Source organism: Stenotrophomonas cyclobalanopsidis (assembly GCF_008710035.1).
Taxonomy (GTDB): Bacteria; Pseudomonadota; Gammaproteobacteria; order Xanthomonadales; family Xanthomonadaceae; genus Stenotrophomonas; species Stenotrophomonas cyclobalanopsidis.
The window spans coordinates 177,743-192,882 of sequence record NZ_VYKI01000002.1 but is presented as its reverse complement, the minus strand read 5'-3'; the positions used below and the strand labels follow the sequence as shown (position 1 = coordinate 192,882).

Here is a 15,140-nt window from a genome sequence, read left to right as displayed (position 1 = left end):
AGGAAACTCCAATGCGCATTACAGGGTGGAGCCGGCAAGCCGGCACGATGATGGTGCTGCTGCTAGGGTTGCTGCTGTGGTCCGGGCTGGCGTGTGCCAAAGGTCCGGCCGGCACGGTGCTGGTGCTCGGTGACAGCCTCAGTGCTGCCCACAATATCCCGGCCGACGCAGGCTGGGTCAGCCTGCTGGACAAGCGGGTCAGGCAGCAGTCGAAAAACCCGCCTCGCATCGTTAACGCCAGCATGAGCGGGGAAACCACCGCCGGCGCGATGACCCGCCTGCCGGGCCTGCTGGCCAAGGAGAAACCCACGGTGGTGGTCATCGCGCTGGGCGGCAACGATGCCCTGCGCGGGCTGACACCGGCGCAGGTGCAGGGCAACCTGGAGAAGATGCTGCTGGCCAGCCGCGCCGCCGGCGCCAAGGTGCTGCTGCTGGGCATCGACGTGCCGCCCAACTACGGCCCGGCCTACCGCCAGCGCCTGGCCGCCGCTTACCGCGCGCTGGCCGACAAATACCAGGTGCCGCTGCTGCCGTTCCTGCTGGAGGGCGTGGCCCTGCAGCCGGGGTTGATGCAGGCCGACGGCCTGCACCCCACCGCGCAGGCCCAGCCGAAGGTGATGGACAACGTCTGGCCGCTGCTCAAACCGCTGCTGTAAAACTTTTTTCGGCGTCTTGACGGAACTTCACATCGCGTCCACCGTCGATCGGGCATGTTTCACAAAGCTGAAGACAGAGGTACTCACATGCGTCAGACGAAGGAGACTTCCGGCTTGGTGCTGGTGGTCGAGGACAACCGCAACATCTCCGAGATGATCGGCGAATACCTGGAAGGCCGTGGCTTCGAGGTGGACTATGCGCAGGATGGCCTGGACGGCTACCGTCTGGCCGCTGAAAACAGCTACGACGTCGTCGTGCTGGACCTGATGCTGCCGCGCCTGGATGGCATCGAAGTGTGCCGCCGCCTGCGCAACGATGCCCGCAAGTCAACGCCGGTGCTGATGCTCACCGCGCGCGACACGCTGGACGACAAGCTCACCGGCCTGGGGTTTGGTGCCGATGACTACCTGACCAAGCCGTTCGCCATCCAGGAACTGGAAGCCCGCCTGCGCGCGCTGATCCGCCGCGAACGTCGCCAGGTCGGTTCGGAAGTGCTCAAGGTCGCCGACCTCGTGCTCGATCCGGTCAGCATGCGGGCCACCCGCGCCGGTACCGAACTGCAGCTTTCGCCGATCGGCCTGCGCCTGCTGACCATCCTGATGCGGGAATCGCCCCGCGTGGTCACCCGCCAGGAAATCGAACGCGAGATCTGGGGCAACGGGCTGCCGGATTCGGACACCCTGCGCAGCCATCTGTACAACCTGCGCAAGATCATCGACAAGCCGTTCGACCGTCCGCTGCTGCACACCGTGCAGAGCGCCGGTTACCGCATCGCCGACATCGCCCAGCCCATGGCCTGAGTGGTGCCTGCGCAGGAACAGGCCCGCCCCGGTTTCGGCCGGGTCGCGGGGCAGGGAACGGGCCATTTGTCGTGCCGACGGTCACCGTCCGTGCACGATAAGGGCACGGCGCGCTGCCTATAATCGCAGCGCTTCAACCGGGACCCCGCAATGCCGCACGGCCTGCCGCGCAAGATCCGTATCGCTTTCATCCTGCAGGCAGTGCTGGCCAGCGTAGGCATCCTGCTGGGCGCATGGCTGGTCTCACTGGTGATCAAGCACAGCCTGGTGGGCGCCGCCCTGCGCGAAGAGGCCGCCTACTACTGGACGCTGCACGAGGCCTCGCCCGCACAGCCGCCGCCCAATACCCAGAACATCCGCGGGTACCTGCTCGAGCGCGGGCGCTCCAGCCTGTCGCTGCCGGCCAACCTGCGCACGCTGGAACCCGGTTTTCACGAACTGCCCGGCGATGACCAGCTGGTGCTGGTCGATGCCCGGCCGCAGGGCCGCCTGTACCTGGTGTTCCTGCGCTCGCGCGCGGAAATGCTGGCGTTCTGGTTCGGCATCGTGCCGGTGCTGCTGACCCTGCTGGCCGTCTACGGCGCCAGCTGGGTGACCTACCGTGCGTCCAAGCGCCTGGTGTCGCCGGTGAACTGGCTGGCGCGGCGCGTGTCGCGCTGGGACCCGGGCCATCCCGAGGCGGCTGACCTGGAGCCGGACAAGCTGCCGGCCGACATGCAGGGCGAGACCCGCCAGCTGGCGGCGGCGCTGCACTCACTGGCCAACCGGGTCACCGACCATGTGGCCCGCGAGCGCAACTTCACCCGCGATGCCAGCCACGAACTGCGCACGCCGCTGACCGTGATCCGCGTGGCCAGCGACATGGCGCTGGGCGATGAGACCCTGGAACCGCGCCTGCGCCGCAGCCTGCAGCGCATCCAGCGCGCCGGGCGGGACATGGAGGCGGTGATCGATGCGTTCCTGATCCTGGCCCGCGAGGCCGACATCGAGCCGCAGATCGAGCTGTTCGATGTCAGCGACATCGTCCGCTACGAAGTGGACAACGCCAACGAACTGCTGGGCAGCCGTCCGGTGGCGGTGCACCTGCACAGCGCCGGCCCGGTGCAGCTGCACGCGCCGCCGCGGGTGCTGCAGGTGGTGGTCAGCAACCTGGTGCGCAACGCCTGCAACTACACCGACGAAGGCCGCATCGATGTGCAGGTTGAATCTGACCGGGTGGTGGTGCGCGATACCGGCATCGGCATGTCGGCCGAGGCGCTGGCCCGCGCGTTCGAGCCGTTCTACCGCGCCGAGCCGGATCGCCCGCAGGGCACCGGCCTGGGCCTGTCGATCGTACGCCGGCTGTGCGACCGCTTCGGCTGGAAGGTCAGCCTCGCCAGCGAGCCCGGCAGGGGCACCGAAGCGACGGTCGTTTTCCGCTGACCCCGACGCCGGGCATGGCCCGGCGCTACCGGGGTCGGATCCCGTTGCAACGCAACGGGCTCTGACCCCATGCCCCATCCCGGTAGATCCACGCCATGCGTGGATGCGGGGCGGAAGCGCCGGGCCATGCCCGGCGTCCGCAATACCTCAGTTGCAGTTGACCTTCGGTGCCACGGCCTTGGTCCAGATCGCATAGCCGGCCGGGGTCATGTGCAGCATGTCCTCGCGGAACAGCCTCGCGTCCGGCTGGCCATCGGCGCCCAGCATCGGGGTGTAGATGTCGGTGTAGCCGGCGTTGGGCAGCTTGGCCAGGGCGGCCTTGATCATCGCGTTGGCCTGGTTGATCGCCGGCAGCAGGTGCGCGCGCGACGGGCTGGGCTTGATCGACAGGTATTCCACCTTGGTCTTCGGCAGGTCGCGGTGCACGCGCTGCACGAAGGCCACCACGTCATCGCGCACCTGGGTGGCGCTGCGGCCGCTGTTGAGATCGTTGTCGCCGGCGTAGAAGAACACCTTGCACGGCGCATAGGGCACCACGATCTTGTCGGCATACCAGGTGCTGTCGCGCACTTCCGAGCCACCAAAGCCGCGGTTGAATACGGGCTGGCCGGGGAAGTCCTGGGCCAGGCTCTCCCAGAAGCGGATCGAGGAACTGCCGATGAACTCGATGCCCCCGCGCGGCGGCGGGTTGCCCTGGTCGGACTTGAGGAAGCTGGCCATGTCGCCTTCCCAGGCCACGTTGGATACCTGGTCGGGCACGCGCGGCGCGGCCGGTGGGCTCAACGCCTGGGCCAGCGGGGCCAGGGTCAGCAATCCGAGCGACAGCAGACAGGTACGGGCGAGTGTCATCAGCGGCTCCAGCAAGGGCAGGGGGCACCCATCATAGGAGTTCGCCGCCGTGCTGCGCTTGCCCATGGCGGGTCGTTGGCAGGCCGCCGCGGGGTGCCGCTGCCGCCCTTGTGGCAAAATGGGGGCTGTCTGCCCATTCCTGTGCACCCATGATTGCCTGCCGTGCGTCTGAGCGGTCGCTGCGCCGCGCCCCTGTTGCTGGTTGTTCCCCTCGTGGCTGATCAGTTCGGCCACATGCCCCGCGGCCCGCGCCGCATCTTCCAGGCCGCCCGCTGGTCCTGGCAGGGCCTGCGCGCCGCCTGGCTGCACGAGTCCTCGTTCCGGCTGGAGGCCTACCTGCTGGTCGTGCTGGCCCCGCTGGCGCTGTGGCTGGGCCAGACGCCTGTCGAGCGCGCGCTGATGATCGGCTCGATGCTGCTGGTGCTGGCGATGGAACTGGCCAACTCGGCCATCGAAGCGGTGATCGAGCGCTACGGCGCCGAGATCCACGAGCTGGCTGGCCGCGCCAAGGACATGGGCTCGGCAGCGGTGTTCGTGCTGATGATGAACGTGCTGCTGTGCTGGGCACTGGTCGTGGTGCCCCACCTGCTGGCCGGCACGTACGCCTGAACCTCCATTCCCCCACTGTCCTGAAGAGTCGCCATGTCCTTTGAGTTTCTCGCCGACCCCAACGCGTGGGTAACCCTGTTTACCCTCAGCGCCCTGGAAATCGTGCTCGGCATCGACAACCTGGTGTTCATCTCCATCGCCGTCAGCAAGCTGCCGGAAGAGCGCCGCCCGTTCGCGCGCAAGCTCGGCATCGCCGTGGCCTGCATCACCCGCATCGGCCTGCTGGTATCGCTGGCCTATCTGGCGCACATGGCGGCGAACCTGTTCACCGTGGCCGGCATGGGCATCTCCATCCGCGATCTGGTGCTGATCGTCGGTGGCCTGTTCCTGATCATCAAGGGCTTCATGGAGATCAAGGAACTGATCACCGGTGGCGAAGATGAAGACCCCAGCACCACCAAGGCCTCGGCCGTGTTCGGCTACGTCATCGCGCAGATCGCGGTCATCGACATCGTGTTCTCGCTGGACTCGGTGATCACCGCCGTCGGCATCGCCGACCACATCCCGGTGATGGTCGCCGCCATCCTGCTGTCGGTGCTGGTGATGCTGCTGGCCGCCAACCCGCTGGGCCGCTTCATCGATGCCAACCCGACGGTGAAGATGCTGGCCCTGGCCTTCATCCTGCTGATCGGTGCGGTGCTGATCCTGGACGGCCTGGACGTGCACGTGCCGAAGCCCTACATCTACGCCGCGATGGGCTTCTCGGTGCTGGTGGAATGGCTGAACCTGCTGATGCGCCGCCGCGCGCGCGACCACCACGTGCCGGGCGCCGGTAACTGGTAAAAAATCCACCCAGGACCCCCGGCACTGCCGGGGGTTCTGCGTTATGGGGGCCGCTGCGCTCGCCGGGCATGGCCCGGCGCTACCAAGGGCCGTGCAGCACCGGTAGCGCCGGGCCATGCCCGGCGGAATCCCGTCCCACCTGTGAACCGGGGTCAACACTGTTTTCCCGCGGCAAGGCTTAATCGGCGGCGGCAATGCGCGCAGGCTACGCAGCTTCCCGTTTCCTCCCCACAGGAACCCCGCATGAATTCCAGAGCTGCACTGCTGGCCCTCGCCGTCGGCGCCTTCGCCATCGGCACCACCGAGTTCGCCCCGATGGGCCTGTTGCCGGTCATCGCCGATGGCGTGGGCGTGAGCATTCCTTCCGCCGGCATGCTGATTACCGCCTATGCCGTGGGCGTGATGCTGGGTGCACCGGCGATGACCCTGTTGATGGGGCGGTTCGGCAAGCGCACCGCGCTGATGCTGCTGATGTCGATCTTCGTGGTCGGCAACCTGCTGTCGGCGCTGGCGCCGAACTATGGCCTGCTGCTGCTGTCACGCCTGGTCACCAGCCTCAACCACGGTGCGTTCTTCGGCATCGGTGCCGTGGTCGCCGCCAGCCTGGTAGCGAAGGAGAAGCAGGCCGCCGCCGTGGCCACCATGTTCATGGGCCTGACCATCGCCAACATCGGTGGCGTGCCGCTGGCCACCTGGGTCGGCCAGCAGCTGGGCTGGCGCCTGTCCTTCGCCGGCACGGCGGTACTGGGCCTGGTTGCGATCACCGCATTGGGCCTGGCGCTGCCGGCGTCGGCGCAGGATGCGCGCCCGGACGTGCGTCGCGAGATTCGCGCGATCCTGCAGCCGCAGGTGCTGCTGGCGATGGCCACCACGGTGCTGGGTGCCGGTGCGATGTTCACCCTCTACACCTACGTGGCGCCGGTGCTGAACGAACTGACGGGCGCGTCGAATGCATTCATTGCGATGTCGCTGGCGCTGATCGGCATCGGCTTCACCGTCGGCAATGGCATCGGCGGGCGCATGGCTGACTGGTCGCTGGATGGCGCCACGCGCATCCTGTTGGCCGTGCTGGCGGTGCTGATGTTCGTGCTGCCGCTGGCCTTCATGAGCCACGCTACGGCGGCGCTCGGTGTCCTGCTGTTCGGTGCGGCGACCTTTGCCCTGGTGCCGCCGCTGCAGATCCGGGTGATGCAGGTGGCCAGCGAGGCGCCGGGCCTGGCGTCGTCGATCAATGTCGGTGCGTTCAATCTGGGCAACGCCGTGGGTGCGGCGCTGGGTGGCGCGGTGATCAGTGCGGGGCTGGGGTATGCGGCGATTCCAGTGGCCGGTGGGTTGCTCGCGGTGTCGGGGTTGTTGCTGGCGTGGCTGGGGCGGACGCGCGCGCCGGTGGCTGAGGCCTGTTGAGGGGGGTGGGGTTCCGGCAGGGCTTGCAGCCCTGCACCCGCTGCAAGCCACGTCAACGTCAAAGGCTGGCTTTCCGTGGGTTGGCGGGGTGGGTCCGGTTGAGGGGGACGCCGTAAACCCGTCCATGAAGTGACCCCCTCAACCGGACCCACCCCGCCTTCGACAGACCTCCGCGATCTGTCAGAACGGCGTTCTGCTTTGGTGGGTGCCGACCATTGGTCGGCACGAATGCCTGGAGCATGGGCTTTTGCTTTTGCTCTTGCTCTTGCTCTTTTTGATCTTTCCCGCGGTGCCAGGGAACCGTCCATGGTCGGGAGGGTGGGTTGGCTGGGGGCGTGAGCCGCATGGATGCGGCGACCGAGCCTCCATGGACGGATTCACGGCGTCCCCCAGCCAACCCACCCTTCCGGCCAATCACGAGATCCCGCACTGAACCACCGCGGAGGGGGCGGCGCCCGATGGCCGATCTTTCACTCCAACCATGGCATGCTCGGCGCTCAGTCCACCCGGAACTCCCGCCATGCGCCTGCTCTCCCGCGTCCTGCCCTTGCTGCTGATGGCCTCCCTGCTCTCCGGCTGCGGCTACAACGCCATCCAGCAGAAGGATGAGGCGGTCAAGGCCAGCTGGTCCGAAGTGCTCAACCAGTACAAGCGCCGCGCCGACCTGGTGCCCAACCTGGTGCAGACCGTCAAAGGTTTCGCCAGCCAGGAAGAGCGCGTACTGACCGAAGTCACCAACGCCCGCTCGCGCGTCGGCCAGATCAATGTCAACGCCGATGACCCGGACTCGCTCAAGCAGTTCCAGCAGGCGCAGGGCGAACTGGGCAGCGCGCTGTCGCGCCTGCTGGTGGTCACCGAGAACTACCCCACGCTGAAGTCCGACGCCAATTTCCGCGACCTGCAGGCGCAGCTGGAAGGCACCGAGAACCGCATCACCGTCGCCCGCGGCCGCTACATCCAGCAGGTGCAGGACTACAACACCTACATCCGCTCGTTCCCGCAGCTGGTCACCGCGAAGATCTTCGGCTACCAGCCCAAGCCCAACTTCAGCGTGGAGAACGAAGCGCAGATCTCCAACGCGCCGGTGGTCGACTTCGGCACCACGCCGCAGCAGCAGCCGGCACCGCAGCCGGCGCACTGAGCCATGCGCCTGGCCACCGCGCTGCTGCTGGCGTTCCTGCTGTGGCTGCCGCTGGCGTCGCAGGCGCAGTCGCTGGCGCCGATTCCCGCGCTGGATTCGCCGGTGGTCGATACCACCGGCACCCTCGATGCCGCGCAGAAGCAGGCGCTGGTGCAGCAGGCACTGGACCTGCAGCAGCGCAAGGGCAGCCAGCTGCAGGTGCTGGTGGTGCCCAGCACCCAGCCCGAGGACATCGCCCAGTACACCACCCGCGTCTTCGACCAGTGGCAGATCGGCCGCAAGGGCGTGGATGACGGCGTGCTGCTGGTGGTGGCCAAGGATGACCGGCGCGTGCGCATCGAGCCGGGCTACGGCCTGGAAGGTGCGATTCCCGATGCCATCGCCAACCGGGTCATCCAGGAATACCTGGTGCCGCGCTTCCGCAGCGGCGATTACGCCGGTGGCATCACCGACGCCACCGCCGTGCTGGTGAAGCTGGTCGATGGCGAGCCGCTGCCGGCGCCGGTCAGCGGCCAGCGCGGCCACGAACCGGACGGTGGTGGCGATACCTGGATCCTGGCGCTGTTCATCGGCGTGTTTGCCGGCAGCATCCTGCGCGGGGTGTTCTCGCGGGTGCCACGCCCGCTGCGTGGCCTGCTTGGCGGCGGCGGCGCGGCGCTGGCCGCCTTCCTGTTCACCTCCACCCTGCTGGCCAGCGGCTTGGCGGGCATCGTCGGCCTGGTCGTGGCGATGCTGTCCGGCCACCCCGGGCGATTTGCCGGTGGTGGCGGCTGGGGCGGCGGCAGCTGGGGTGGGGGCGGAGGCTTCGGCGGTGGTGGCGGTTTTGGCGGCGGCGGCGGTGGCTGGGGCGGTGGTGGTGGCCGCTCCGGTGGCGGCGGCGCCTCGGGAGGCTGGTGATGATCCGGCGCCTGCTCCGTCATGTGGTCGCGCCCTCGGTGCGGCGGGCCTTCCCGCCGGACACCCTGCAGGCCATCACCGACGCCATTGCCGCCGGCGAGGCACGCCATGGCGGCCAGGTGATGTTCGCGGTGGAGGCGGACCTGCCGCTGCACGCGCTGTGGCGGGGCATGACCCCGCGGCAGGCGGCCGAGCAGGCCTTCGCCCAGCTGCGCACCTGGGATACCCACCGCAACAATGGCGTACTGATCTACCTGCTGCTGGCCGACCACGCCATCGAGATCGTGGCCGACCGCGGCCTGCACGGCCGGGTCAGCGCGGCGCAGTGGCAGCGGGTCTGCACCCACCTGCGCGAGGGCCTGCGGGGGGCCAACCCGGTCGAGGCGCTGCGCAGCGCCATCGATGAAGTCTCCGCGCTGGTGGAGGGGCACTTCCCGGCCGCCACGCGGTCCGATGATGACGGCCTGCCCGACACCCCGCAGATCCTGGGTTGAGCCGTAAAATACCCGTACTCCCGCAAGGCAGCTTCCATGATCTATTTCCACGACATCGACCCCATCGCCCTTTCGCTGGGGCCGATCAAGGTGCACTGGTACGGCATCATGTACCTGCTCGGCTTCACCGCGGCCTGGCTGCTGGGCCGCAAGCGCATCGCCGAGGGCCGCCTGCCGGGCGTCGATGCCAACGGTTTCTCCGACCTGCTGTTCTACGCCATGCTCGGCGTGGTGCTGGGCGGGCGCATCGGCTACATGCTTTTCTATGCGCTGGGCGATTTCCTGCACAACCCGCTGCTGTTGTTCAAGGTATGGGATGGCGGCATGAGCTTCCACGGCGGCCTGCTGGGCGTCATCGCCGCCTGCTGGTGGTGGTCGCGCAAGCACGCGCTGCACTTCTTCGACACCATGGACTTCATGGCGCCGCTGGTGCCGCTGGGCCTGGGCTTCGGCCGCATCGGCAACTTCATCGGCGCCGAGCTGTGGGGCAAGTACACCGATGGCAGCTGGGGCGTGGTGTTTCCGTCCGGCCTGCCGGCTCCGCTGAACCAGCTCGACACCGCGACCCTGCAGGCGCAGTTCGCCACCGGCGCGCTGAACCAGTACGCCCGTCATCCCTCGCAGCTGTATGAAGCGGCGCTGGAAGGCCTGGTGATGTTCGTGGTGCTGTGGGCGGTGTCGGCAAAGCCGCGCCACCGCTACCTGATCGGTGGCCTGTTCGCGCTGCTGTACGGCATCTTCCGCTTCGCGGTCGAGTTCGTGCGCATGCCCGACAACGGCATCTACATGGCCTTCGGCTGGCTGACCAAAGGCCAGATCCTGTGCGTGCCGCTCATCGTCTTCGGTCTGGTGCTGCTGGCCCTGTCGCGCCGCGCACCGGTGCTGCAGCCGCAGCCGATGGTGGCCGCAGAGGGCAAGGCATGAAGGCCTACCTCGACCTGCTGTCGCATGTGCTCGAGCACGGCACCGAGAAGAGTGACCGCACCGGCACCGGCACCCGCAGCGTGTTCGGCTGGCAGATGCGCTTCGACCTCAGCGAAGGCTTCCCGCTGGTCACCACCAAAAAACTGCACCTGCGCTCGATCATCCACGAGCTGCTGTGGTTCCTGAAGGGCGATACCAACATCGGCTACCTGAAGGACAACCAGGTGCGCATCTGGGACGAGTGGGCCGACGAGAACGGCGACCTCGGCCCGGTCTACGGCAAGCAGTGGCGCAGCTGGGCCACCGCCGATGGCCGCGAGATCGACCAGATGCAGTGGCTGGTGGACGAGATCAAGCGCAACCCCGATTCGCGCCGGCTGGTGGTCAGCGCCTGGAACGTGGGCGAGCTATCGCAGATGGCGCTGATGCCGTGCCACAACCTGTTCCAGTTCTACGTGGTCGACGGCAAGCTCAGCTGCCAGCTGTACCAGCGCAGCGGCGACATTTTCCTCGGCGTGCCGTTCAACATCGCCAGCTACGCCCTGCTGACCCACATGGTGGCGCAGGCCACCGGCCTGGGCGTGGGCGATTTCGTGCACACCCTGGGCGATGCGCACCTGTATTCGAACCACTACGAGCAGGCCCGCGAGCAGCTGTCGCGTGAACCGCGCGCGCTGCCCAAGCTGTGGTTGAACCCGGAGGTGACCGACCTGTTCGGCTTCCAGTTCGACGACATCCGCATCGATGGCTACGACCCGCACCCGGCGATCAAGGCGCCGGTGGCGGTATGAGGCGGCGTATGTCCGCCCCGGCGCTGCTGGTGCTGGCGGGCCTGCTGCCGGCCATGGCGCAGGCAGCCCCGGCGGACGCGCTGGCGCTGGCCCGGCAGGTCAACGCGCAGATCGTGCACCGGCATGTGCAGGAAGAGATCCAGGCCATCTCCGAGGCGATGAACGGCGGCACCGGGCAGAGCCTGGTCAAGGATTCGCCGGCCGGTTGCCAGGCGCAGATGGGCGAGGCCGTGACGACCCTGTACGCGGCAATGGCCGAACAGGTGAGATCGGGCATCGAAGAGCCGGCGTACCTGGCGACCATGGACAAGCAGCTCGCGGCGGTCTATTCCGCCGAGGAATTGAAGGCTTTCCTTGCGCAGAGTGCCGACGCGGACACCGACGCCTTCGGGCTGTATCGGGAGGTGATGTCCGGGCCGGGCCTGCAGGAGATCGACGACGCGCAGAAGCAGAAGGTGTTTGCTGCGATGGATGAGAGCGCTCCCTCCACACCGGCACTGGCCGCTGCATTCCAGGCCGCGCAGGCGGCGAAGGATGCCTGCCAGCGGCTGCAGATCGATGCCAGCTGACCGGGTGCTTTGATGAAACTCTCGATGATCGTGGCGCTGGAGCGCAACCGTGGCATCGGCCAGGGCAACGCGATGCCCTGGCACCTGCCGGACGACTTCAAGCACTTCAAGGCGCTCACTCTGGGCAAGCCGATCCTGATGGGGCGCAAGACCGCCGAATCGATCGGCCGCGTGCTGCCGGGGCGGACCAACCTGGTGCTGACCCGCAGCGGCCAGGTGCCGTTCGAGGGTATGCGTGCGGTGGCGTCGCTGGATGAAGCGAAGGCCATTGCCGAAGGCGAGGGCGCTGCTGAGCTGTGCATCATCGGCGGCGGCGAGATCTTCCGCCAGCTGCTCGACCAGGCCAGCGACCTGTACCTGACCTGGGTGGATGCCGAAGTACCGGCCGACACCCATTTCCCCGAGGTCGACCCGGGCGTCTGGCAGGAAACCAGCAGCGAACCGCACCCGGCTGACGCGCGCCATGCGTACGCGTTCCGGTTCGTGCACTACATGCGCCGCTGACCCTGGGTAGAGTCGACCGTTGGTCGACTGCTCCCCATCAATTCCCGGAAAACCGCGCGTGGCGCGCGCGAGTCGACTGACAGTCGACTCTACCCGTACAGGCCTCAGCCCTGCGGCGGTGCGCTGTTGCCGTTACCGCCACCACCACCGCCACCACGACGGCGGCGACGACGCGGGCCACGGCTGGCGGCGGGTGCTGCGGCCGCTTCCTTGTCCTGCGCCGCAGCGGCCGGCCGCTCACGTGCCGGTCGTGCCGGCGGACGGGCATTGGCCACCGGTGCCGGCACATCCCGGCCGGGTACCTGCACCACGCGCAGTTCGTCGGTGTCGAGCTGGATGGCGGTGAGCTTGCCGCCCCACACCGCACCGGTGTCGATGGCATGCACGCCCTGGGTGATGGTCAGGCCCAGCGCCGACCAGTGGCCACAGACCACCTTCAGGTCGCGCTCGACCCGGCCCGGTACTTCGAACCAGGGATACAGCCCCTGTTCCTGGGTGCCCGGCGTGCCCTTGTCTTCGATGCCGATGCGCCCACGCGGGGTGCAGTAGCGCATGCGGGTGAGCACATTGATGATCGCGCGCGAACGGTCGTAGCCGGACAGGTTCGGTGCCCAGCTCGGCTTGTCGCCGTACATGTTGCGGAACAGCTTGCGGTAGCCGGCGCCATGCAGCTGCACTTCCACCTCGGCAGCGTGCTTCTCGGCCATCTGCGTGGTCCACTTCGGCGCCAGACCGGCATGCACCATCATCCAGCCCAGCTCGCGGTCCACGTGCACCAGCTTCTGCAGGCGCAGCCAGTCCAGCAGCTCGTCGCGGTCCTCGGCCTGCACGATGCGCAGCAGGTCCGGGTTGACCTTGCGCTGTTCCTCTTCGGTGCGCGCACCGACGGCCAGCAGCGAGAGGTCATGGTTGCCCAGCACCACCACGCTGTGCTCGCGCAGCGAATACACCAGGCGCAGGGTTTCCAGCGACTGTCCGCCGCGGTTCACCAGGTCGCCGCAGAACCATAGGGTGTCCTGCGCCGGGTCGAAGCGGATCTTCTCCAGCAGTCGCTGGGTAACGTCGTAGCAGCCCTGCAGGTCGCCGATCGCCCATACACTCATCGTCCGGCCTCCGTGTCAGTGCAGGGTACGCGGCACGGCCAGCACGAAAGGTGCGACCGGCGCGGCGAATTCGGTGCCGTCATCGGCAACCATGTCGTAGTGGCCCTGCATGGTCCCGTGTTCGGTCCCGAGCATGACACCCGAGGTGTAACGGAAGTCTTCACCCGGGCGCAGGCGCGGCTGCTCGCCGATCACCCCGTCGCCATCGACATGCTCGACGCGGCCGTTGGCATCGGTGATGCGCCAGTGGCGGGCGACCAGGCGCGCGGCAACGCGCCCCTGGTTGTGGATGCGGATCGTGTAGGCGAACGCATAGCGGCCGTCTTCCGGCGCGGATTGGTCGTCGAGGAAGCGCGGAGCAACCTCGACAGTAATGGCGTAAACGTCAGCGTCTTCCATACCGGCAGTGTAATCAGGTGGCATTGGCCAAAGCGATGAATTCAGCCACATCCAGCTGTTCTGCACGGGCATCGGGGCGCACGCCGGCGGCCGCGAACTGCTCGGCCGTGACGACGTTGTTGAGCGCATTGCGCAGGGTCTTGCGGCGCTGCCCGAAGGCGGCCTTGACCACGTCGGCAAAGCGCTTGTGGTCGTTGATGTTGACGCTGGCCGGGTCACGCGGCACCAGCCGCACCACGGCCGAATCGACCTTCGGCGGCGGCCGGAACGCGCCCGGCGGCACCACGAACAGCGAGGTCACCTGGCAGTAGGCCTGCAGCATCACGCTGAGGCGGCCATAGACCTTGCTGCCCGGGCCGGCAGCCATGCGGTCCACCACTTCCTTCTGCAGCATGAAGTGCATGTCGCGGACGACCGCGGCGTGCTCCAGCGCGTGGAACAGGATGGGCGAGGAGATGTTGTAGGGCAGGTTGCCGACCAGGCGGATCGGCTCGCCGGCGGCCAGCGCGGTGAAATCCACGCGCAGCACGTCGCCCTGGACGATGGTCAGATCGCCCAGCGGTTCGGCGGCGGCGGTGAGCGGCGCGATCAGGTCGCGGTCGAACTCGATCACCGTCAGCGTCGGGTGCACGCGCAGCAGGGGCAGGGTGATCGCGCCCTGGCCGGGGCCGATCTCGACCAGACGGTCACCGTCCTTGGGATTGACCGCCATCACGATCTTGTCGATGTAGTGGCGGTCGGCCAGGAAATGCTGGCCAAGCTGCTTCTTGGCCGGGGCGGTGAACACCGGGCCGGAGGGGGAATGCGGGGAATTCATGCGCTCAGTGTACGTTGCCGGGCCAGCCGCGCACACAGCGCCGTTGCGGCCTGCAGGCTGGAAGGATCAGCGATGCCACTTCCGGCCAGCTCCAAAGCGGTGCCGTGGTCGACGGCCACGCGCGGGTAGGGCAGGCCCAAGGTCAGGTTCACGGCCTGTTCGAAGCCGGAATACTTCAGCACCGGCAGGCCCTGGTCGTGGTACATGGCCAGCACGGTGTCGAAGCCGGCCAGCTTGGCCGGCAGGAAGGCGGTATCGGCCGGCAGCGGCCCGACCAGGTCCATGCCCTCCGCGCGCAGGCGCTGCAGCAGGGGGATGACCAGGTCCAGCTCCTCACGGCCGAGGTGGCCGTCTTCGCCGGCATGCGGGTTCAGCCCGAGCACGGCGATGCGCGGCGCAGGCAGGCCGAACTCGCGGCGCAGCGCGGCATGCACGGTGCGCAGGGTGTGTTCCAGGCTGGGCGCGGTGATCGCATCGGCCACCTCGCGCAGCGGCAGGTGGGTGGTGGCCAGGGCCACGCGCACGATGTCGTTGGCCAGCATCATCACTACCTTCACCCCGGCCTGGTCGGCCAGCAGTTCGGTGGTGCCGCTGTAGGCGATGCCGCCCTGGTTGATCACCGCCTTGTGCACCGGGCCGGTTATCACGCCCTGCAGTTCGCCGGACAGGCAGGCCTGGCCGGCCGCCAGCAACGCACCAATCACCGCGCCCGCATTGGCGGGATCGGTCTGGCCGAAGTGGCTGGGGGTGGAGTTGCCGAGGGGGCGCAGGCGCAGGTCGCCGGGCAGGCGGGCCTCGGCATCCTCGGGCAGCAGCTGCAGGGGCAGCTTCAGCGCGGCCGCAGCCGCGCGCAGGGTATCCGGGTCGGCGAAGGCCAGCAGCCGGCAATCATCGCGCGACTGCTGGACAAGGCGGACGCACAGCTCCGGGCCGATCCCCGCCGGCTCGCCCGGTACCAGAGCGAGCTCGGGGCGCAT

18 protein-coding genes are annotated in these 15,140 nt (G+C 68.1%); 13 read left to right on the top strand and 5 right to left on the bottom strand.

Annotation, left to right across the window (positions count from 1 at the left end; translation table 11 throughout):
• Positions 1-11 precede the first annotated feature (11 nt).
• The 3 genes from FJU31_RS02795 (at position 12) to FJU31_RS02785 (ending at position 2,879) form a co-directional block, all read left to right on the top strand.
• Positions 12-656, top strand: a complete 645-nt coding sequence (locus tag FJU31_RS02795) for an arylesterase (RefSeq protein ID WP_150453384.1) — start codon at positions 12-14, stop codon at positions 654-656.
• 87 nt (positions 657-743) lie between these two features.
• Positions 744-1,457 (top strand): response regulator transcription factor, encoded by a 714-nt coding sequence (locus tag FJU31_RS02790; RefSeq protein ID WP_002811889.1) that lies wholly within the window; start codon positions 744-746, stop codon positions 1,455-1,457.
• A 150-nt stretch (positions 1,458-1,607) separates the two neighbouring features.
• Positions 1,608-2,879: a sensor histidine kinase gene (locus FJU31_RS02785; RefSeq protein WP_150453383.1), complete on the top strand. Its 1,272-nt coding sequence runs from the start codon at positions 1,608-1,610 to the stop codon at positions 2,877-2,879.
• 147 nt (positions 2,880-3,026) lie between these two features.
• Here the strand turns inward: FJU31_RS02785 and FJU31_RS02780 are convergent, their stop codons facing one another.
• Positions 3,027-3,728, bottom strand: a complete 702-nt coding sequence (locus FJU31_RS02780) for an SGNH/GDSL hydrolase family protein (RefSeq protein WP_150453382.1) — start codon at positions 3,726-3,728, stop codon at positions 3,027-3,029.
• Positions 3,729-3,941: 213 nt separating this feature from the next.
• Between FJU31_RS02780 and FJU31_RS02775 the strand changes: the two genes are divergently transcribed.
• The 10 genes from FJU31_RS02775 to FJU31_RS02730 all read left to right on the top strand — a co-directional run bounded on the left by FJU31_RS02775 (position 3,942) and on the right by FJU31_RS02730 (position 11,844).
• Positions 3,942-4,337, top strand: coding sequence for a diacylglycerol kinase (locus FJU31_RS02775; protein WP_150453381.1), 396 nt, complete (start codon positions 3,942-3,944; stop codon positions 4,335-4,337).
• A 33-nt stretch (positions 4,338-4,370) separates the two neighbouring features.
• On the top strand, positions 4,371-5,120 hold the full coding sequence (locus tag FJU31_RS02770; protein WP_108767789.1) for a TerC family protein: 750 nt from the start codon (positions 4,371-4,373) through the stop codon (positions 5,118-5,120).
• Positions 5,121-5,363: 243 nt separating this feature from the next.
• Positions 5,364-6,524, top strand: coding sequence for an MFS transporter (locus FJU31_RS02765; RefSeq protein ID WP_150453380.1), 1,161 nt, complete (start codon positions 5,364-5,366; stop codon positions 6,522-6,524).
• A 520-nt stretch (positions 6,525-7,044) separates the two neighbouring features.
• Complete coding sequence (locus FJU31_RS02760) at positions 7,045-7,665, top strand: LemA family protein (RefSeq protein ID WP_150453379.1); 621 nt, start codon at positions 7,045-7,047, stop codon at positions 7,663-7,665.
• Between the two features lie 3 nt (positions 7,666-7,668).
• Positions 7,669-8,562 (top strand): TPM domain-containing protein, encoded by an 894-nt coding sequence (locus FJU31_RS02755; protein ID WP_150453378.1) that lies wholly within the window; start codon positions 7,669-7,671, stop codon positions 8,560-8,562.
• Positions 8,562-9,056, top strand: coding sequence for a TPM domain-containing protein (locus FJU31_RS02750; RefSeq protein WP_150453377.1), 495 nt, complete (start codon positions 8,562-8,564; stop codon positions 9,054-9,056). Before FJU31_RS02755 ends, FJU31_RS02750 begins: the two co-directional genes overlap by 1 nt.
• 36 nt (positions 9,057-9,092) lie before the next feature.
• A complete protein-coding gene (lgt, locus tag FJU31_RS02745; protein ID WP_150453376.1) occupies positions 9,093-9,980 on the top strand; it encodes a prolipoprotein diacylglyceryl transferase in 888 nt (295 codons plus the stop codon).
• Positions 9,977-10,771 carry a thymidylate synthase gene (locus tag FJU31_RS02740; RefSeq protein ID WP_150453375.1) on the top strand — a complete coding sequence of 265 codons (795 nt, stop codon included), beginning with the start codon at positions 9,977-9,979 and terminating at the stop codon, positions 10,769-10,771. Before lgt ends, FJU31_RS02740 begins: the two co-directional genes overlap by 4 nt.
• An 8-nt stretch (positions 10,772-10,779) precedes the next feature.
• The gene (locus FJU31_RS02735) at positions 10,780-11,340 is read left to right on the top strand and encodes a hypothetical protein (protein WP_150453374.1); all 561 of its coding nucleotides are present in this window, start codon (positions 10,780-10,782) and stop codon (positions 11,338-11,340) included.
• A 12-nt stretch (positions 11,341-11,352) separates the two neighbouring features.
• Entirely contained in the window at positions 11,353-11,844 is a 492-nt protein-coding gene (locus tag FJU31_RS02730; RefSeq protein ID WP_150453373.1) for a dihydrofolate reductase, read from the top strand.
• A gap of 104 nt (positions 11,845-11,948) precedes the next feature.
• Here the strand turns inward: FJU31_RS02730 and FJU31_RS02725 are convergent, their stop codons facing one another.
• From FJU31_RS02725 to pdxA, 4 genes are read right to left on the bottom strand one after another with little or no spacing between them, the layout of a single operon-like run.
• The gene (locus tag FJU31_RS02725) at positions 11,949-12,947 is read right to left on the bottom strand and encodes a symmetrical bis(5'-nucleosyl)-tetraphosphatase (protein ID WP_150453372.1); all 999 of its coding nucleotides are present in this window, start codon (positions 12,945-12,947) and stop codon (positions 11,949-11,951) included.
• Between the two features lie 15 nt (positions 12,948-12,962).
• On the bottom strand, positions 12,963-13,346 hold the full coding sequence (gene apaG / locus FJU31_RS02720; RefSeq protein WP_150453371.1) for a Co2+/Mg2+ efflux protein ApaG: 384 nt from the start codon (positions 13,344-13,346) through the stop codon (positions 12,963-12,965).
• A 13-nt stretch (positions 13,347-13,359) separates the two neighbouring features.
• A complete protein-coding gene (gene rsmA, locus FJU31_RS02715) occupies positions 13,360-14,163 on the bottom strand; it encodes a 16S rRNA (adenine(1518)-N(6)/adenine(1519)-N(6))-dimethyltransferase RsmA (RefSeq protein ID WP_108767798.1) in 804 nt (267 codons plus the stop codon).
• Entirely contained in the window at positions 14,160-15,140 is a 981-nt protein-coding gene (pdxA, locus tag FJU31_RS02710) for a 4-hydroxythreonine-4-phosphate dehydrogenase PdxA (protein WP_150453370.1), read from the bottom strand. Before pdxA ends, rsmA begins: the two co-directional genes overlap by 4 nt.